Annotated in this window: 22 protein-coding genes; 10 read left to right on the top strand and 12 right to left on the bottom strand. The window is 69.3% G+C overall.

Annotated elements, in window-relative coordinates; genetic code table 11:
* Positions 1-18 precede the first annotated feature (18 nt).
* Positions 19-1857, top strand: a complete 1839-nt coding sequence (locus OHA11_RS20920; RefSeq protein WP_266498534.1) for an ABC transporter ATP-binding protein — start codon at positions 19-21, stop codon at positions 1855-1857.
* Positions 1858-2061: 204 nt separating this feature from the next.
* Here the strand turns inward: OHA11_RS20920 and OHA11_RS20915 are convergent, their stop codons facing one another.
* The 6 genes from OHA11_RS20915 to OHA11_RS20890 all read right to left on the bottom strand — a co-directional run bounded on the left by OHA11_RS20915 (position 2062) and on the right by OHA11_RS20890 (position 5622).
* Positions 2062-3180, bottom strand: coding sequence for a pectinesterase family protein (locus tag OHA11_RS20915; RefSeq protein ID WP_266498533.1), 1119 nt, complete (start codon positions 3178-3180; stop codon positions 2062-2064).
* Between the two features lie 210 nt (positions 3181-3390).
* Positions 3391-4224, bottom strand: coding sequence for an intradiol ring-cleavage dioxygenase (locus OHA11_RS20910; protein WP_266498532.1), 834 nt, complete (start codon positions 4222-4224; stop codon positions 3391-3393).
* 159 nt (positions 4225-4383) lie between these two features.
* A complete protein-coding gene (locus OHA11_RS20905) occupies positions 4384-4623 on the bottom strand; it encodes a hypothetical protein (RefSeq protein WP_266498531.1) in 240 nt (79 codons plus the stop codon).
* Positions 4620-4955 (bottom strand): DUF6247 family protein, encoded by a 336-nt coding sequence (locus tag OHA11_RS20900; RefSeq protein ID WP_266498530.1) that lies wholly within the window; start codon positions 4953-4955, stop codon positions 4620-4622. Before OHA11_RS20900 ends, OHA11_RS20905 begins: the two co-directional genes overlap by 4 nt.
* Before the next feature lie 149 nt (positions 4956-5104).
* Positions 5105-5392, bottom strand: coding sequence for a hypothetical protein (locus OHA11_RS20895; RefSeq protein ID WP_266498529.1), 288 nt, complete (start codon positions 5390-5392; stop codon positions 5105-5107).
* Positions 5389-5622 carry a hypothetical protein gene (locus tag OHA11_RS20890; protein WP_266498528.1) on the bottom strand — a complete coding sequence of 78 codons (234 nt, stop codon included), beginning with the start codon at positions 5620-5622 and terminating at the stop codon, positions 5389-5391. The genes OHA11_RS20895 and OHA11_RS20890 overlap by 4 nt, the downstream gene beginning before the upstream one ends.
* A gap of 136 nt (positions 5623-5758) precedes the next feature.
* Between OHA11_RS20890 and OHA11_RS20885 the strand changes: the two genes are divergently transcribed.
* From OHA11_RS20885 to OHA11_RS20860, 6 genes are all read left to right on the top strand, one after another.
* Positions 5759-6583 carry a helix-turn-helix transcriptional regulator gene (locus OHA11_RS20885; RefSeq protein ID WP_266498526.1) on the top strand — a complete coding sequence of 275 codons (825 nt, stop codon included), beginning with the start codon at positions 5759-5761 and terminating at the stop codon, positions 6581-6583.
* Positions 6580-6801 (top strand): DUF397 domain-containing protein, encoded by a 222-nt coding sequence (locus OHA11_RS20880; protein WP_266498525.1) that lies wholly within the window; start codon positions 6580-6582, stop codon positions 6799-6801. The genes OHA11_RS20885 and OHA11_RS20880 overlap by 4 nt, the downstream gene beginning before the upstream one ends.
* 52 nt (positions 6802-6853) lie before the next feature.
* Positions 6854-7030: a hypothetical protein gene (locus OHA11_RS20875; protein WP_266498524.1), complete on the top strand. Its 177-nt coding sequence runs from the start codon at positions 6854-6856 to the stop codon at positions 7028-7030.
* 47 nt (positions 7031-7077) lie between these two features.
* Positions 7078-7425 (top strand): DUF6247 family protein, encoded by a 348-nt coding sequence (locus tag OHA11_RS20870; RefSeq protein WP_266498522.1) that lies wholly within the window; start codon positions 7078-7080, stop codon positions 7423-7425.
* The gene (locus tag OHA11_RS20865; RefSeq protein ID WP_266498520.1) at positions 7422-7745 is read left to right on the top strand and encodes a hypothetical protein; all 324 of its coding nucleotides are present in this window, start codon (positions 7422-7424) and stop codon (positions 7743-7745) included. The genes OHA11_RS20870 and OHA11_RS20865 overlap by 4 nt, the downstream gene beginning before the upstream one ends.
* A 61-nt stretch (positions 7746-7806) precedes the next feature.
* Positions 7807-8013: a DUF397 domain-containing protein gene (locus OHA11_RS20860; protein WP_266498517.1), complete on the top strand. Its 207-nt coding sequence runs from the start codon at positions 7807-7809 to the stop codon at positions 8011-8013.
* Here the strand turns inward: OHA11_RS20860 and OHA11_RS20855 are convergent.
* Positions 8000-9190 carry a class I SAM-dependent methyltransferase gene (locus OHA11_RS20855; protein ID WP_266507334.1) on the bottom strand — a complete coding sequence of 397 codons (1191 nt, stop codon included), beginning with the start codon at positions 9188-9190 and terminating at the stop codon, positions 8000-8002. The genes OHA11_RS20860 and OHA11_RS20855 overlap by 14 nt on opposite strands.
* Positions 9191-9386: 196 nt before the next feature.
* The gene (locus OHA11_RS20850) at positions 9387-9560 is read right to left on the bottom strand and encodes a hypothetical protein (RefSeq protein WP_266498516.1); all 174 of its coding nucleotides are present in this window, start codon (positions 9558-9560) and stop codon (positions 9387-9389) included.
* 48 nt (positions 9561-9608) lie between these two features.
* Between OHA11_RS20850 and OHA11_RS20845 the strand changes: the two genes are divergently transcribed.
* A complete protein-coding gene (locus tag OHA11_RS20845; protein ID WP_266507332.1) occupies positions 9609-10286 on the top strand; it encodes an RNA polymerase sigma factor in 678 nt (225 codons plus the stop codon).
* Positions 10283-11401, top strand: coding sequence for a CU044_5270 family protein (locus tag OHA11_RS20840; protein WP_266498514.1), 1119 nt, complete (start codon positions 10283-10285; stop codon positions 11399-11401). The genes OHA11_RS20845 and OHA11_RS20840 overlap by 4 nt, the downstream gene beginning before the upstream one ends.
* A gap of 171 nt (positions 11402-11572) precedes the next feature.
* Here OHA11_RS20840 and OHA11_RS20835 read toward each other — a convergent pair whose 3' ends face one another.
* The 4 genes from OHA11_RS20835 to OHA11_RS20820 all read right to left on the bottom strand — a co-directional run bounded on the left by OHA11_RS20835 (position 11573) and on the right by OHA11_RS20820 (position 15364).
* Positions 11573-13033: a HAMP domain-containing sensor histidine kinase gene (locus OHA11_RS20835; RefSeq protein WP_266498512.1), complete on the bottom strand. Its 1461-nt coding sequence runs from the start codon at positions 13031-13033 to the stop codon at positions 11573-11575.
* The gene (locus OHA11_RS20830; protein ID WP_266498510.1) at positions 13030-13761 is read right to left on the bottom strand and encodes a response regulator transcription factor; all 732 of its coding nucleotides are present in this window, start codon (positions 13759-13761) and stop codon (positions 13030-13032) included. The genes OHA11_RS20835 and OHA11_RS20830 overlap by 4 nt, the downstream gene beginning before the upstream one ends.
* Positions 13762-13884: 123 nt before the next feature.
* A complete protein-coding gene (locus tag OHA11_RS20825) occupies positions 13885-14073 on the bottom strand; it encodes a hypothetical protein (protein WP_266507330.1) in 189 nt (62 codons plus the stop codon).
* A gap of 79 nt (positions 14074-14152) precedes the next feature.
* Entirely contained in the window at positions 14153-15364 is a 1212-nt protein-coding gene (locus OHA11_RS20820; RefSeq protein ID WP_266498508.1) for a trypsin-like peptidase domain-containing protein, read from the bottom strand.
* Positions 15365-15648: 284 nt separating this feature from the next.
* Between OHA11_RS20820 and OHA11_RS20815 the strand changes: the two genes are divergently transcribed.
* Complete coding sequence (locus OHA11_RS20815; protein WP_266498506.1) at positions 15649-17406, top strand: trypsin-like serine protease; 1758 nt, start codon at positions 15649-15651, stop codon at positions 17404-17406.
* The last annotated feature ends 29 nt before the right edge of the window (positions 17407-17435 follow it).

Genomic DNA, 17435 nt, shown 5'->3' with positions numbered 1-17435 from the left:
GAAAGGGAATGTGACGGCATGCGGGAAGTCCGCGAGGCATTCGCGCGGTTCTGGCCGTTGACGCGCGACGACCGCAGGTGGCTGCTGCTGATCGTCGCGTGCGTGATCGTGTCGGCGCTGGCGGAGACGGCCTCGATCCTGCTCTTCGCGGAGTTGACCGATCACGCGCTGAAAGCCGGTTCGCTCGCCGCGTTCTGGGGGCCGGCCGGGGCCTGGCTCGGTGTCGCCGTGCTCGGCGCGATCGTCGGATACCTCGGGAACTCCCTCGCGGTCTGGACGGCCGAGAGATTCGTACTGCGGCTGCGCGCGAGCGTCTTCCGGCACGTCCAGGACCTGCCGCCGCACTTCTTCCAGAAGCACCGGCAGGGCGATCTGGTCGAACGGCTCACGGGCGACGTCGAGGCCATCGAGCAGATGGTGGTGTCGGGGGTCGTGGGAACGGTCTCCGCCATGTTCTCGGCGCTCTTCTACTCCGCCGCCGCCCTCTGGCTCCGCTGGGACCTCGCCCTGGTCACCTTCCTCCTCGCCCCCCTCTTCCTCGTCGCGGCCCGCCGCTTCGCCGGCCGCATCAGGACGGCAGCCCAGGACGAGCGCACGGCCGACGGCGCGATCACCTCGGTCGTCGAGGAGTCACTGGGCAACGTCGTACTCACCCAGGCCTACAACCGCCGCCACGCCGAGGAGAAGCGCCTCGACCGGGAGGCCCGGGCCTGGCTGCGCGCCAGTGTGCGGGGCGCCCGCGCGAGTGAGCTGTACGAGCAGTTCGTCGAGGTCGTCGAGACGGTGTGCGTGCTCGCGGTCATCGGGCTCGGCGCCTGGGAGATCGCCCAAGGGCGCATGTCGCTCGGGCAGTTGCTCGCCTTCGCCGCCTTCCTCGGCTACCTCTACCCGCCGATCCGCGACCTCGGCCAGCTCGGCCTGACGCTGACCGCAGCGACGGCCGGCGCCCAGCGCCTCCAGGAGATCCTGGACGCGGAGCCCGCCGTCACCGACCCCGCCGAACCGGTCCGGCCCTGGCCCGTACGCGGCTGGGTCAGCTTCCACGGCGTCTCCTTCCGCTACCCGGGCGGCGACGGGCTGCGCGACGGGCTGCACGACGCGCTGCACGACGTGACGTTCACCGCGGGACCCGGCGAGTTCGTCCTCGTCACGGGCCCGAGCGGCGCCGGAAAGTCGACGCTCTCCAAACTCCTGACCCGCTTCTACGACCCCACCGCGGGCGTGATCTGCCTGGACGACGTCCCGCTGACGGACGTACCCCTGGAGTTCCTGCGCGAGAACGTGGCCCTGCTGCCCCAGGAGACGCTGGTCCTGCGCGGCACGATCCGCGAGAACATCGCGTGCGGGCGGCCGGGCGCGACCGACGAGGAGATCGAGCGGGCCGCGCGGGACGCCGACGCGCACGCCTTCGTCACCGCGCTGCCGGACGCGTACGACACCGAGATCGCTCCCGGCACGGCCGCCCTCTCCGGCGGCCAGCTCCAGCGGGTCGCGCTCGCCCGCGCGATCCTGCGGGCCGCCCCCGTCCTCGTACTCGACGAACCGACCACCGGACTCGACGCTCTCGCCGCGCGCCGGGTCGTCCAGCCGCTGCGGCGCCTGGTGTCCGGGCGTACGACCGTCATGATCACCCATGATCTGACCCTCGCCCCCGACGCCGACCGGATCCTGGTGGTGGACGGCGGACGGCTGGTGGAGGAGGGCACGCACGAGGAACTGCTGGCGCGGGGAGGGGTGTACGCGAGGCTGGCGGGCCCGCTGCCGCTGCCGGTGGGCGTGGGCGTGGATGCGCATGCGGATGTGGATGCGGATGTGGAGACGACCATGAGGTTGCTGCTGCCGCAGCCGTGCCCGTAGGGGCGTGGCCGGGTGGCGGGGTCGCCGGCTGGGGAGCGGCTCGTGGCTCGCACTCCCCAGCCGGACGGGTGTGGACCGGCGTGACGAGCCGGGTGGGTGTCGACTGGTGTGGACCGGCGTGACGAGCCGGGTGGGTGTCGACTGGTGTGGACCGACGTGACGAGCCGTTTGTGTGACGAGTGGTGTGACGTCGGGGTCGGGGTGTCAGGCGGTCGGGTTCCAGGTGCCCAGCCAGTCCGCGACCTCCTGGCCGGTGGCCTGGGCGTCGGTCAGCTGCGGGCGGTTGCCGCTCGCGGTGCCCGATCCGGGGCCGGTGTTCTTGTACTCCGCGAAGCGGTCGTCCTTCCACGGGAAGCCGCCCATGTCCGACCAGGGGGTCGACTTGATCGCGGCGCTGAGCGTGGAGTTGCGGACGGTGGTCTGCGGGTCGAGGGTCGCGTCGCCGCCCGCGTGCCAGTTGCGGCCGAGGAAGTAGCTTCCGGCGGCCACGTCACCGTTCACGACGGACCGGTTGATGAGGATGCCCTTGCGGTCGGCCGCCGTACTGGGGGCGGTGACGTACCCCGCCGAGCTGCCGTCCCAGCGCTTCTTCAGGGTGATGACGGACTGGTCGATCACCGCGGTCGCGCGCCCGAAGATGAAGTCGACGTTGCCGCTGACGTAGGAGTTGGTGACGTAGACCCGGCCGAGTCTTTCCTTGGCCGCGGTGTCCAGGAGCAGGGTGTCCTGGTCGCCGTCGACGATGATCCCGTCGAGGAGGACCAGGTCGGCGGCGGTACGCAGCGCCACAGCCTGGTGGCCGCTCAGGCTCTGGTTCCGCGCCTCGTCGAAGTCGTTGGCGATGGTCAGGTTGCGGGCCTGGAAGTCGTCGGCCTCGACGGCGACGGTCGCGCTGCCGCCGGTGCCGTACGTGCCGCCGCCGGGCTTCGGCGTTCCGGCCGCGTTGTTGAAGACGATGACGGTGTCCTTGCGGCTGGAGCCCGTGCCCTGGATGGTCACGTGCGGCTTGTTCGACGGCACTTTCACCATCTCGCGGTACGTGCCTGGCTTGACCGAGATCAGGACGCGTGAGGGGTTGTTCGCGGGGACGGCGTCGACGGCGGCCTGCACGGTCGCGTACGTGCCGGAGCCGTCCTTGGCGACGGTGAGGGTGGTGGCCGCCGCCTTGGTCGCGGCGGAGGCCTTCGGCTGGGCGTCCTCGCCGAAGACGCCGAGCGCGGTGCCGTAGGCCATGACCCCGGCGGCACCCAGGGCCAGCGGAGCGCCGAAGACCACGGCGGTCTTACGTCTGCGATGGCGGGCCTTGCTGCGGTTCTCGCTCACGGCGGCTTCCGTTCAAGTCTGTGGAGGGAGGCGTCAGTTGCTGGTCGCCGCCGCCAGGGAAAAGGTTGCCGGGAATGGGTTGCCGAGCCATGGAACGCGAACACGAACACGAACGCGCCTCCGCCCCGGGGGAGGGGACGGAGGCGCGAGTTGGGGAGGAAGAACCGAGAGGCGAGCGCGGCGGGCGCGATGGGCGCGATGGGCGCTGGCCTACACGGGAACCGTCAGCGTGGCGGTGTAGCCCTTCTCGACGCTGCCCTTGGTCGTGGCCAGCTGCTGGTCGTAGCCGTCGCTGAAGATGTTGTCGGTCTCCAGGGAGAGCTGGCTCATGTTCTGGACACTGCGGTCGTAGCCGTCCGACGCGTACACGGTGTCGCATACGTCCTTGGCGAAGGCGAGCTGCGAAGTGGCCGTGATGGACGTGGCCTTGGTGGCGTCCTCCAGGCTGTCGTACACCTCGAAGTGGATGTGGGGCCAGCGGCCGGTGTAGCAGGCGGGGAAGATGCTGGTGAACGTGACCTGCCCCTTGGCGTCGGTCTCCTGGACGCCGCGCAGGTAGTTCTCCTCGGTGACGCCCTCCGAGTAGAGGGAGTAGTTGCCGTCCCGGTCGCAGTGCCAGAGGTAGACGGCGGCGCCCTCCTTGGGCGTACCGCAGCCCGATGCGGCATCGACGACGGTGAGCGTGATGGTCAGCGGTACGCCTTCCGCCTTGCCGCTCGCCGAGCCGAAACTGGAGGTGATGTCCTTGCGGACGACACCGCTCTCTTTGAGGACGTTCACTCCGTTGGAGCCGTCACCGGGGTACGGCCCGGCGGTCTCGTTGGGGATGGTCTCGCACTCGGCGCTCCCGGAGGAGGCGGCGGAGGACGAACTGGATGAGGAGGCCGACGAGGCCGACGAGGCCGAGCTGTCCGAGTCGTCTCCACCGCACCCGACGAGCGGCACCAGACTGGCACCGGCCAGGAGCCGGATCATCTTCCGCCGGTGAAGGGTCGGCAGGTCGAAGGAGAGACCTCGGTCGTGATCGTGCAGTTCTTCACTCATGGCCGCTCTCCTGTGCCTGTCTGTGGCGCCTGTTTGTGGCTGTATCCACGTCTGTGCCACCCGCTGATGGAAATGACAGTAGGCGCGCTGTCTGTGGGGGATCCATGGGGCGGCTGTTCGTCGGCTGAGAGCCGGGTGAGGGCTGGTGGGGGCCGTGGTTCAGAGGGCCACCAGATCGACGACGTTGATCACGACGTGACGGTTCGATACGACGTAGGTGATGAAGCCGCCCTTGAACGAGGCCGACCAGCTGTTGTCACGGTTACTGACCGCGGGCGCGCCGAACGGGTTCAGGCTGAGCCGCTTCTCCAGTTCCTCCAGCGAGGCCCGCTGCGGTGCGCTCAGTGCGGACTTGCGCTGAGCCGCGCGGTCCACGTACCTGATGTCGTACGCGCTCACCCGCGCCGGCCCGCGTCGATGGGGTCGATCGGGTGGTTGTCGGCGTCGTAGGCGTTCCCGTCCGCGTCGCGGAAGACCATGCCGTCCGTGTCGCCCTCCGTCATGCGCTTGACGGTCTGTTCCATGTCGTCCAGATAGCCGGGTGTCGCGCAGGCGCAGGCGAAGGGGAACCACTTGTCGGTCACGGCGTCGAGCGCCGACTGGTCGAAGTCCGCCGCCGCACTCAGCCAGTCCTGCTCGAAGGCCTGCAGCCAGTCGGGGCGCCGCTGCAAGGCCGCGCGGATTGCCTCGGGCGTTCTCTCGCAGGAGCTCGGATCCACCTCGTGAGCCATGATCGGTTTCTCTTCTCCGGCAGGGGCGGTGTGTGGTGACCGGAGGCCCACGGTAGAGCGTGCTGGGTGCCGAGTGCTGGAGGATGAAGGTGATGACGAGGTGAGCGGGCCACGGAGTGTTGCGGCCCCGCCCCGCCACCAGCGCGGCATCACTGTTCGTTCCCGGGGATGCGTCCGCCCCGGCTGACCGCGATGCGGAGTACGTCCCCGAGGCACTCCACCGCCCTGGTGAGCGCGAAGCGCACTGCGCGTTCGCCTGCCTCGGTGTCGGCGAGTACGGCTCTGGCTCCCGTGAGGACCTGTTCGCCGGAGTCGAGTTGCGCCGCCTCCAGGTCGTCGGCGAGCCGGGAGAGCCTGCTCTCCTCGCTGTCCGTACTGAGGTAACAGGGCTTGCCCTCCGGGGACGTCCACGGCAGCAGACGCAGCGGACTCGTCACGCGGACACCTCCATGTCGCGGAGGTAGGGGCGAGCGAGAGGGGTGTCCCACTCGAAGTTCCTTGCCCCGGGGCTGAGTTGGCAGCGGCACGGGGGTGCGGCGGGCGCCCATGACTCGCTCCTGTCGGGCGGGGCGGCGGTGGTGGTGGTGGGCGTTCCTCGATGTCGGCCGCGTGCGGGCAGCAGTACGCGCAGCAACAACTCGCAGAGGACTGTGACGAGTTGGCCCATGGTCGTGCTCCTTCTGGGGGGAGGGGGCTTTGACGAGCGGTGATTACCGTTCGTGGCTCGATCGTCACTGCTTGGACGTACGCTGCGGAAGGGGGTCGGTGTTGTCTGGGGCGCCAGGCAACGGTTAGGGGTGACAGTGGGCGAAGTTGTTGACACGGATGGGGAGTCGGGGCTCGCGGGGCTCGGGCGGACCCTTCGGTACCTGAGGGAGAAGGCCGGAAAGTCACTGGGGCAAGTGGCCCAGGAGACGGCATACGACAAGAGCTATCTGAGCCGCCTGGAATCGGGCAAGCGGCTGTCCAAGCTGGCGGTCATGGAGGACCTGGACCGCTACTACGGGTCCGGTGACCTGCTGGTTCAGCTCTGGAAGGTGGCACGGCACGACGCGTTCAAGGACAAGTACAAGGAGTTCATGCGGCTGGAAGCGACGGCGCGGATCATGCACCTGTTCACGCCCGGCGTGCCCGGACTCGTGCAGACCGAGGAGTTCGCCCGTGGGGTGTTGTCTGGAGCCCAGGCAACGGCTGGCAACACCGAGGAAATTGAGGAACAGGTGGCCGCGCGCATGGGGCGGCAGCTTCTGTTGAGCCGGGAGCCAGTGTCTAACTTCCGCTTCATCATTGACGAGTACGCATTCCGCCGTCCTGCGGCCACCGCGAAGACCTGGGACGACCAGCTGCTTCGTATCGAGGCCGTGGCCGAGTGGCCGAACGTTGTCCTGCAGGTGCTCCCCTTCGCCACCGGAGTGCACCACCTCATGGACGGATCCCTGACCCTGCTGTGGCAGAACGACGGAAGCGCCGTTGCCTACAAGGAGGGCAGCGGCGGCGGCGAGTTGATCGACGACTCGGAGGAGGTCCTGCGCCACCGTTTGTCCTACGATCGGTTCCGAGACTTGGCGCTGCCCCCGTCAGACTCGCTGGCGTTCATCCGGGGCGTTCTGGAGGAGCACAGGTCATGAAGTACACCCCCGACCTCAGCACCGCTGCCTGGCGTAAGTCGTCCTACAGCGACGGGGGAGCGAACAATTGCGTCGAGGTAGCCGACGGCTACCCCGGCCTCGTCCCGGTCCGCGACAGTAAGACCCCGGCGGGCCGGCCGCTGGTCTTCGCGGCCGCGTCATGGTCCGCGTTCGTGGAGGGCGTCAACCGTGAGGCGGGTGTGAACACCGCCGGGTGAAGCGGGCGGGAAACCTGGACGGAAAGGTGTGCGGTCCGGCCACGGTGATGCCATGGCAGAGATCACGACCACAGACCCCTTGGCGGCTGAGCGGCTCACCGCCGATCGACTCGATCAAGGGCCAGACGTACTGGCCAACCTGTACGCCCTGGCCGCCGAGAAGATCCGCGCCCGGGGCTTACCGTCTCTCTTGGAGCCGGTGCCCGGACAGTCCGCGCGGGGAAGGTGAGCGCGGCTATGGTCGTAGACACGGCGCGTCGAAGGAGGACATCGATCATGGCTGCTCACGCTGCGGAGACCGATCCGACCATTTCTCCCATGCCCGAGCGGACTCCCAAGGCGCTGCGCAGGGCCCTCGCCGAGGATGCGCCCCAGCTCCTCCCCGACTTCGACAAGCACTGGAAGCGCGCGATCGCCGACACATACGATATTGAACCTGAGCCCGCTTTCGTGGCGCGTTGGTGGTGCGAGTACGCGATTGCCCGTGATCCCAGGCTCGACGCTCACGTGAGGGACCTTCACCGCCGTGCGGCAGAAACCGCCGACTTCGCTGAGGCTCAGGCTCTCCTCGAAGAGGTGTCGAAGATCCGCTACAGGACGCGGGAACTGGAGCCTGGCGAGTGACCGGCGCGTTCATGGGGCCGCCCTGGCAGATGGACTGGCGGCTCGATGTCCTCGCCTACCGTGATGCACTGCCTGAGCACGTGCGGAAGATGGTTGACGAGGTCCGCGCCGAGCTGGTTACGGCGAAGGACCCGTATTTTCGGGGGATTGATGCCGATGGTGGCCTGCCGGAGACCATGAGCGTTGAGCCGGTGCGGTCCACCGATCCCAAGGGACCGCGCATTCTGTACTTCGACACCTACAAAGGCTGGCTGGTCTACACCTTCAAGCGGCGTATTGAGGATCCGCAGATCGTGGTGGTGGAGCTCTTCTGGCAGTGAGCGCTGCCTTTCTGGGGCACCGGCCCCCGTTCATCAAGGGCGTTCTGGAGGAGCACAGTTCATGACGAGCACCCCCGACCTCAGCACCGCCGCCTGGCGCAAGTCGTCCTACAGCGACGGGGGAGCGAGCAATTGCGTCGAGGTAGCCGACGGCTACCCCGACCTCGTCCCCGTCCGCGTCCGCGACAGCAAAACCCCGCAGGGCCCCGCCCTACTCTTCGGGGCGGAGCCCTGGGCCCTGTTCCTGGGGAACGTCAGGCAGGGATAGGGACCAGGCGCCACAGTGAGGTGACTTCGGCAGCTCGGGCGCGGTGGAGCGGGTCCATGGTGTCCCGGGCCCGGGGATGACGGGGCCTCGTGTCGAGGCGGTCCGCGACCCGTAGGCCCGCCGAGGCGAAGTCGGCCAGCAGCTCGGCTCGTGTTCTGAGGCCGAGGTGTTCGGCCAGGTCGGACAGGACAAGCCAGCCCTCGCCTCCTGGCCGGAGGTGGGCGGCGAGGCCGTACAGGAAGTCGTGGAGCATGGTGCCGTTCGCGTCGTAGACGCCCTGTTCGACGGACGAGGTCGGACTCGCCGGGATCCAGGGCGGGTTGCAGACGACGAGGTCCGCGCGGCCATCGGGATGGCCATCGGGATAGAGGCCGGGGCCGGTGACGTCGATGCGGTCGGCGAGGCCCAGCCGGTGGGCGTTCTCGCGGGCGCAGGCCAGGGCGCGCGGGTTGATGTCGGTCGCCACGACGCGGTCGAACCCCCGGCGGGCCAGCACGGCGGCGAGCACGCCCGTTCCCGTGCCGAGGTCGAATGCCGTGGTCGGGCAGCCCTCGTGGCCATGGTCACGGTCCGCCTGTGTCGGCAGCGCCGCCCGTGCGACCAGGTCGACGTACTCGCCCCTCACCGGGGAGAACACGCCGAAGTGGGGGTGGATACGGGCCCCGAGAGCCGGTACCTCCACCCCCTTCTCGCGCCACTCCCGCGCCCCGATCACGCCCAGCAGCTCCTTGAGGGAGACCGCTCGATCGCCTCGCGACGGACCGTACGCGTCGGTGCATGCCCGGCGTACGTCGGGAGCGCGGCGCAGGGTCAGGGAGTGGTCGTCCTCCAGCAGCACGAGGAGTCTGCCGAGGACGCGGGCGCGGTGGCCACGGGCCCGGCGGTGCAGATGGAAGGACTCGGCCGGTGTGCCACCGGGCCGGGGCGGTTTCCGGTCGATGCGGCGGCCCATCGCCTGGAGCAACTGGCGCGCGTTGTGGAAGTCGCCCCGCCACAGCAACGCCGTACCCTCGCAGGCCAGCCGATAGGCGGTGTCGGCTTTCATTCGGTCGTCGGCGACGACGACCCGACGCGGAGGCGGCGCGGCACTCTCGGAGTGCCAAGGGGTAGATCGGTCGGATCCGCCGGTTTCGCCGGATCCGTCAGTCTCGTCGGTTCGGTCTTCGGCCCACGTGATCGTGGGTGTCGGGGATGTGCTGGGCGTCGTGGACACGACGTACTCCTCGTGTTCGAACGTGCGGGGCACGAAGAGCACTTCGACGAGGAGCGGGGAAGCGGGGAGCCGCCGTGCGTGGCAGATGGCCCAGCCCGCGGTACGGGCTCGGGCTCGTAGGTCGGGCTCGGGCTCGGACTCGTAGGTCAGGCAGGAAGGGCTACCGCTCCCGCGTCGAAGCGCGGGAGGAGAAGTCGCCCAGGACCATGCCGAGTGGGACCATGGCGAGCGTCACGAGCAGCCCTTTCGTGTGACGAGGGGTGATGTACGAGACTGGCACGGCTGCCCCCGCCTCGTGGGCGAACAGCCCCGACCGCCGTGTGACGCAGGTCACGGGAAGGCGCCCCGTCGTGCCGGACAGCTCATGGATGTGACCACTCATATGCGAACCCGGGTGCGGGCCGGGGATTCGAGCGCGTTCGCTGAACTCTTCGACAGTTACTCCCGCGCGGTCTACAACCACGCCTACCGGCTGACCGCCGACTGGTCGACCGCCGAGGACGTGATGGCCGCGACCTTCATGGAGGCATGGCGGCTGCGCGACAAGGTCGACCCCGACGGCGGCTCCCTGCGGCCCTGGCTGCTGGGGATCGCCACGAACACGGCGCGTAACCAGTACCGCAGCAACCGGCGCTACCGCCGGGCCGCGAACGCCGCCGCGGCGGCCGAGCTGTCGATGCCCGACCACGCCGACGACGTCGTCGACCGCGTCGACGACCGGCGGCGTCTCGCCACCGCGCTCACCGCGCTCGCGGGCCTGCGCAGACCGGAACGCGAGGTCATCACGCTCTGCCTGGGGGAGGGCCTGGACTACGAGGCCGCGTCGGAGGCGCTCGGCATTCCCGTCGGGACCGTCGCCTCCCGGCTCTCCCGCGCCCGCAAGAAGCTGCGCAAGATCGCCGAGGCCGAACTCGCCCGTCCGGCAGCCGGGCGGGGTCATCCGGCCCCCGACGCCGAACTGGAGAAAGTTTGCGGAAATCGGGAAGGCCCCGGCCTCCCGCGACAGACAAGAGGCGATCACTCACATGCGATTCGGCCCGCACAGGAAGGAAACCGATGAACGCGAACACGCCCCGGCAGGACCCTGCCGAGTGGGACCAGGACGCACAGCTCCTGTCCCAGACGGCGCGCGACCTGCCGTCGGGCCGTCACCAGTTCCACAAGGAGCGTCTGATGGCCCACATCCAGCAGGATTCCCGTACGGCGACGATGGCAGCGCCGGAGAGGACGGGGAGGGCGCAGAAGGCGCCGCGATTCCGGTTCCCGCGCCTCGCGATCACGCTGCCCGCGACGGCGGCGGCCCTGTCCGTGGCGGCCATCGCCGGGATGGTGACGTACGGCGGACTCGGCGGGGGCGGGAACGGGGGGAGCGGTCTCGCCACCGGACCGGCTCTCACCACGGAGGTCGGTACGGCGAGCACGAAGGGTGTGCCGCAGTTGCTCGACCAGATCTCGCTGGCGGCGGCCGAGGGCGACCACCCGACCGTCAAGCCCGGCCAGTACGTCTACATCGAGTCCAAGTCGGCCGACACCTTTGAGAAGACCGTCGACGACAAGACGACCCTGGCCAGTCACGTACTGCACAAACGCCAGGTCTGGTCGTCCGCGGACGGCGTCGAGGGCTGGCTGATCGACCCCGCCGTCAACGACGGCCCGGAGGGCGAGACCCTGGCCCTGCCCGACGAGCTGGGCAACACCCCTACCGCGCACATGGGCGCTCCGTCGTACGACTTCCTGGCCAAGCTGCCCACCGATCCCGACGCCTTGCTGGCCAAGATCTACAAGGACACCAAGGGTCAGGGAAACACCCCTGACCAGCAGGCGTTCGATACCATCGGCGACCTGCTCAGCGAGAGCTACCCGCCCGCGGAGCTCTACTCGGCGCTGTTCAAGGCCGCAGGCAAGATCCCCGGGGTCGCGGTTGTCAACGACGCGGAGGACGCGGCCGGCCGGCACGGCATCGCGGTGGTCCGGCAGGACGAGACCAGCGGCCAGCGCGAGGAATGGATCTTCGACAAGGAGACCCACGTCTACCTCGGCGAGCGCATCGTCCAGGTGCGCGAGAACGGCGGCGACAGCGGGCTGATCAAGCCCGGCACGGTGGTCTACACCAGCGCCATCACGAACCGGGCCATCGTCGACGAGATGAAGCAGGTCCCGTCCCAAGCGGGCTGAGGCCCGGTTACCGCGCAGGCTCCGACGGGTGGGTGCTTCCGCGGGACCTGCGCAAGAGGGATGGAGACGATTGGAGGAAATGGGACAGCGCCGGTGCCTGTGACCGGGCTGTCCCGGGCTTCCGGCTGTCCTATTTCTTCCAATCGCTGTGTCGTTCGGGCGTGGTCTAGGTCACGGGAGGTCGGGTGGGGGTGTCGGGGCGCCTGGCAACCGGATCGTTGCCACCGTGCCGCCGCCCGTGGCCGGGCTCAACGCCACGTCGCCGCCCGCCTGTTGGACCGTACGGGCCACGATGGACAGGCCCAGGCCCGAACCGGGCAGGGCGCGGGCGCTCGGGGAGCGCCAGAAGCGGTCGAAGACGTGCGGGAGTTCGTCGGCGGGGATGCCGGGGCCGTGGTCCCGTACGGTCAGCCGGCCGTGCCTGAGGGTGACGTCGATCGTGCCGCCCTCGGGGCTGAACTTCACCGCGTTGTCGAGGATGTTCACGATCGCCCGCTCCAGCGCGGAGGGCTCCGCCCGTACGAACCAGGGGGCCACGTCCGCGACGATCGTCAGCTCCGGGCCGCGCAGGCGGGCCCGGCGCAGGGCCGCCTCGACCGTGTCCTGCAACGAGACCACCTGGATGCGGTCCGCCGGCGTGCCTGCCTCCGACCGCGAAAGCGTCTGCAAGTCGCCGATCAGCGCGGCCAGTTCGGTCATCTGGGCCTTCACGGAGGCGAGCAGCGCCTTCCGGTCCGCCTCGGGGATGGGCCGCCCCGTCTCCTCGCTCCGGGTGAGCAGCTCGATGTTCGTACGGAGGGAGGTGAGGGGGGTACGCAGTTCGTGCCCGGCGTCGGCGATGAGCTGTTGTTGCAATTCGCGGGAGGTCGCCAGCGACGCCGTCATCGAGTTGAAGGAACGGGAGAGGCGGGCGATCTCGTCCTCGCTGTCGTCCTCGACCGGGATACGGATGGTGAGGTCTTCGGTGCGGGCCACGTGCTCGACGGCTTCGGTGAGCTTGTCGACGGGACGGAGGCCGGCGCGGGCCACGGCCAGGCCCGCCGCCCCGGCGCCCAAGACCCCGATGCCGGAGACGAGGAGGAGGATGAGAGCGAGGTCGTTGAGGGTCTTCTCGGTGTCCTTGAGCGAGATACCGATCATCAGGGCGGTCTCGGGGTACACCTGAGGGCCGAGACCAGGGCTTCCCACCACGATGGCGCGGGTCAGCACCCGGACATTGTTGCCGTCGTTGTCGGTGGTGTTGTGGGAGACGCGGATCCTCGGATCGGGCTCCTCCGCCAGCTCCTTGTCAGCATTCGTCGCCTTCAGAACGCCTTCGGAGTTGGTGAAGACGCAGGTCTCACCGTCCGCCTTCACGACCTGCATGTAGTAGAAGGTCCGCTGCTGCATGGCACCGGTCGTATCGTTCACGTCCTTGGGACAGGCAGTGAGTAGGGCGTTGACCTGGGTCTCCTCCAGCTTCGAGCTGAAGCTGTTGAGCCGTGAGTCGACCTGCTCGTACAGCTTCCCCTGCACGATGAACCAGCACGTCACCGAAACCGCGGCCACTCCGAACGCCACCGCTGCGGCGACGAGCAACGCCAGCCGTGACCGGATCGGCAATGCCTGGAACCGGCGTACTACCTTCCTCACTCCGCCCCACCCGACCGCAGCACATACCCCACACCCCGCACCGTGTGCACAAGCCGCGGCTCGCCGCCCGCCTCGGTCTTCCGGCGGAGGTACATCACGTACACATCGAGGGAGTTGGAGGACGGCTCGAAGTCGAAGCCCCACACCGCCTTCAGGATCTGCTCGCGGGTGAGGACCTGGCGCGGATGGGCGAGGAACATCTCCAGCAGGGTGAACTCCGTGCGGGTCAGCTCGACCGGCCGTCCACCCCGCGTGACCTCGCGCGTCGCGAGGTCCATGCGCAGGTCGCCGAAGGTGAGCGCGTCGTCCGCGGGGGCGCCGACCGCCGCGGCCGCGTAGGAGCTGCGGCGCAGCAACGCCCGTACGCGGGCGAAGAGTTCGTCGAGTTCGAAGGGCTTGACCAGGTAGTCGTCGGCGCCGGCGTCGAGGCCGGTGACGCGGTCGCCGACCGTGTCGCGGGCCGTCAGCATGAGGATCGGCGTCGTGGTGCCCGCGCCGCGCATCCGGCGGGCGGCGGTCAGGCCGTCCATCCGCGGCATCTGGATGTCGAGGACGACCAGGTCGGGCTGGTACACCGTGGCCTTCTCCAGCGCGTCCGCGCCGTCGACGGCCACCTCGGTGTCGTACCCCTCGAAGGCCAGGCTGCGCTGGAGCGCTTCGCGTACGGCCGGCTCGTCGTCGACGATCAGGATGCGCTGGGGTTCACGGTCGCCTTCGGCGGGGCTCATCGCGGTCAGTTCCTCGGGTGCGGTGGGACGTGGTCGGGGCGCTTTCAGCCTCGCACGTTTCAGGGCGGTTCTCGTTCCAGGGCTGTTTTCGTAGCGCCTGCCGGGCCGTGAGCCCGGGAGGGATCAGCCTCGTACGGTGCGGCGGGTGCGGGCGGCGGCACCGCGGCGGGCGCTGTACGGAGCCGCGGTGGGGACCACCTCGGGCGCGCGGGGCGCCGGTGCGTGGAGCTCGTACGCCACTTCGAGGGCCAGGGCGAAGGCGGCCGGGTCGGCGCCCGCGCCCGCGACGGTGTGCGAGACGTTCCTGATCATCATGACGACCTCCGGGTCGGTTCGAGGAAGGCGATTCGAAGAAGGCGATGGGAAGTGGGTGAGTGGACCTGGACGACCGTCAGCTGTCGGAGCCGCCCGCCCGCAGGGTGGCCAGGTCGGACTTGACGGTGTTGATCGGGATGGCGAAGCCGAGGCCCACGCTGCCGGCGGTCGACGAGGTGGCGTCCGCGGCGGAGTACATCGCGGAGTTGATGCCGATGATGTTGCCGTTCATGTCGATCAGCGCGCCGCCGGAGTTGCCCGGGTTGAGGGACGCGTCGGTCTGGAGGGCCTTGTACGTCGTCGTGGACGAGCCGGTGTCGCCGTTGAACTCCTGGCCGCCGAACTCGAACGGCCACTGACCGCTGCCGCCGCCCTGCTGTTGCTGCTGCTGGCCCTGGCTCTCGCCCGTCGAGACGGTGACGTCACGGTCGAGCGCGGAGACGATGCCGCTGGTGACAGTGCCGGTCAGGCCCTCGGGGGAGCCGATCGCCACGACCTGGTCGCCGACCTTGACGCCGGTGGAGTCGCCGAGCGTCGCGACCGTCAGACCGGACGGCGCGTTCTCCAGCTTGATCAGCGCGAGGTCCTTCTTGCTGTCGGTGCCGACGACCTTCGCGGTGTACGACTTGCCGTTGCTCAGCTGCACCTTGATCTCGGAGGCGCCCGAGATCACGTGGTTGTTGGTGATGATCTCGCCGCCGCTCGTGATGATCACGCCGGAACCGGTGGACTGGCCGGCGTTCGAGGTGGCGCTGATCTCGACGATGCTCGGGCTGACCGCCTTGGCGACCCCGGCGACGGTGCCCTTCTCACTGGTGGGCACGACGCTGGTGCTGGTGCTGCTAGTCGCCACCGTGTCGTTGCCGGTCAGCTCCTGGAAGGCGTATGCGGTACCGCCGCCCACGGCCGCGGCGGCTATCGCCACGGCGGCCAGCAGGGCGAGAGGACCCTTGGCGCGCTTGCGGCGGGTGGCGGGAGAGCCAGGAGAACCGGGAGCGGGGGAGACGGGCTCGGTGAGGAGTGCCGTGGGGGCGGCGCCCTGCTGCGCCGGCTCGTACGCCGGCGGGGGCGGCCACTCCGGGTTCACGGAGGAGGTCGAGGGGGAGTTCGGGAAGGGAGTCGAGGAGGAGCTCACGGGGTGCGCGGAGGAGGCGTACGACTGCTCGGGGTACGCGGACTGCTGCGCGTCGCCCTGTGCGTACGGGTCCTGCTGCGCATCGCTCTGCGTGTACGGGGACTGCTGGTCGCCCTGGGGGTACTCGCCGCTGCGGCGGAAGCTCTCGGTCATGACTCAAACTCTGACGCGCGACCATGAGAGCTCCCTGAGTGCTCCCTGAGAAGCCCGACAGAACCGCGTATGCCCGATATAAAGCCGCTCGCGGCCAGTGCTGAAGCCACTCCCGTCCCACTGAGACCGGTGAAACGGGAGGTTGCGGCACGGTGATGTGGCGGAAGCTGCGGGCGAACACTTGTCGGATCCTTGTCGGACCGCTGTGAGGGGCGTGTGCAAAGGGGTTTGAGGGGGCCAATCTTGGTGGGTTCACGACACATCACCCACCTCAGGAGCCCTGAGTGATACGTGCCCTGCGCGACCGTTGGAGACGCCCCGCCACGGCGTTCCCCGCGGCCGCTCTCGCGCTGGCGCTGAGTTGCGCCGGCGTCCTCGCGGCGCAGCCCGCGACAGCGGCGGACGACCCCACAGGCGGTCTGCCCGACGCGAACCTTTCGCAACCCGCGAAGCCGGCCGCCTCCGCCAAGGAGCTGCGCGACCGGATCGTCGAGGCGGCGAAGGCGACCGGCGAGACGCCCGCGGACGCCTCGCCCAGCAAGTCACCGTTCATCATCGGCGGCGGTGAGACCACCATCGCCAGTGCCCCGTGGATGGTCCAGCTCGGCTACTCCGACCCGGCCACCGGCAACGGCTACTTCTGCGGCGGCACCCTCGTCGCGCCGAACAAGGTCCTCACGGCCGCCCACTGCGTCGCGGGCCTCGACTGGGTGAGCAACGGCGCCGTCCTGGCCGGCACCACCGACCTCGACGACTACGCCACCGGCACCCCCGCGGGCGTCTTCCGCCAGTGGACGCACCCCCGTTACAACGACGCCACCGCCCAGAACGACATCGCGGTGCTCACCCTGGACCGCCCGCTGGAACAGCCGTGGCTGCGCCTGGCCGCGTCCGACGACAGCGCGCTCTACACGCCCGGCACGGCGGCCACCGTCTACGGCTGGGGCCTGACCTCAGGCGCCGCCGACGCCACCCTCTCGACGAAGCTGAAGAAGGCGAGTCTGCCGCTGGTCGCCGACGCGACCTGCAACAGCGCCATGCAGGCGGTCCTCGGCGTCGACGAGTTCTTCGAGGGTTCGATGACCTGCGCGGGCGCGCCCGCGACCGGCGCTGACGAGGGCACGAACAGCCCCTGCAACGGTGACTCCGGCGGCCCCCTGGTCGTCGCCAACAAGATCGTCGGCATCGTCTCCTGGGGTGTCCAGGGCTGCACCGGCAAGGGCGCCTACCCGGTCTTCACCAAGGTCAGCTCCTACGCCTGGGCGGCCCAGCCGCGCATCGACGACACCGACGTGTCGTACGACGGCCGCGCGGACCTGCTCGCCCGCACGCCGTCCGGTGGCCTGTTCCAGCAGAACAGCAACGGCACCTCGCTGGCGCAGCGCGCCTACCAGGGCAACGGCTGGCAGACCGCCACCTGGGTCCTTCAGGCCGACCTGGACCGGGACTTCTACCAGGACCTGATCGTCCGCGACAAGGTCGACGGCAAGCTGTACCGCAGCTACATGGACCACGCCCTCGGCGACTGGGCCTGGATGCAGATCAGTTCGGTCTGGGGCGGCTACAAGTCCTACGCGATCCCCGGTGACATGACGGGCGACGCCCGCCCGGACCTGCTCGCGGTGGACGCCGACGGCTCGGTCTACCTCTACCCGGGACGCGGCAACGGCCAGTTCTACGCCAAGGTCAAGGTCATCAGCGGCGCCTGGAAGAACGTGAAGATCTTCGGCCACGGCGACCTGTCCGGCGACGGCAAGCCCGACCTCCTGGTCCGCTCCACGGACGGCATCCTCTGGCTCTACCGCGGCACCGGCAAGGAGAAGACCCCCTGGTCGGCCCGCATCAAGGCCCGTACCGGCTGGAACTTCACCTCGTACGTCTCCAGCGGCGACGTGACGGGCGACGGCGTGGCCGACATCATGGCCCGCGACTCGGGCGGCACGCTCTGGCTCTACCGCGGCACGAACAAGGCCTCGACGGACCTGTTCGCCTCGCGCATCAGCTTGGGAACGGGCTTCAACCAGTACAACTTGCTGTTCTAGAAGTCCCTGCTTTAGAAGTCCTTGATTTA

The organism is Streptomyces sp. NBC_00878, assembly GCF_026341515.1.
Taxonomy (GTDB): domain Bacteria; phylum Actinomycetota; class Actinomycetes; order Streptomycetales; family Streptomycetaceae; genus Streptomyces.
The sequence above is the reverse complement of the archived record's forward strand: the minus strand, read 5'-3'. Positions and strand labels throughout refer to the sequence as shown.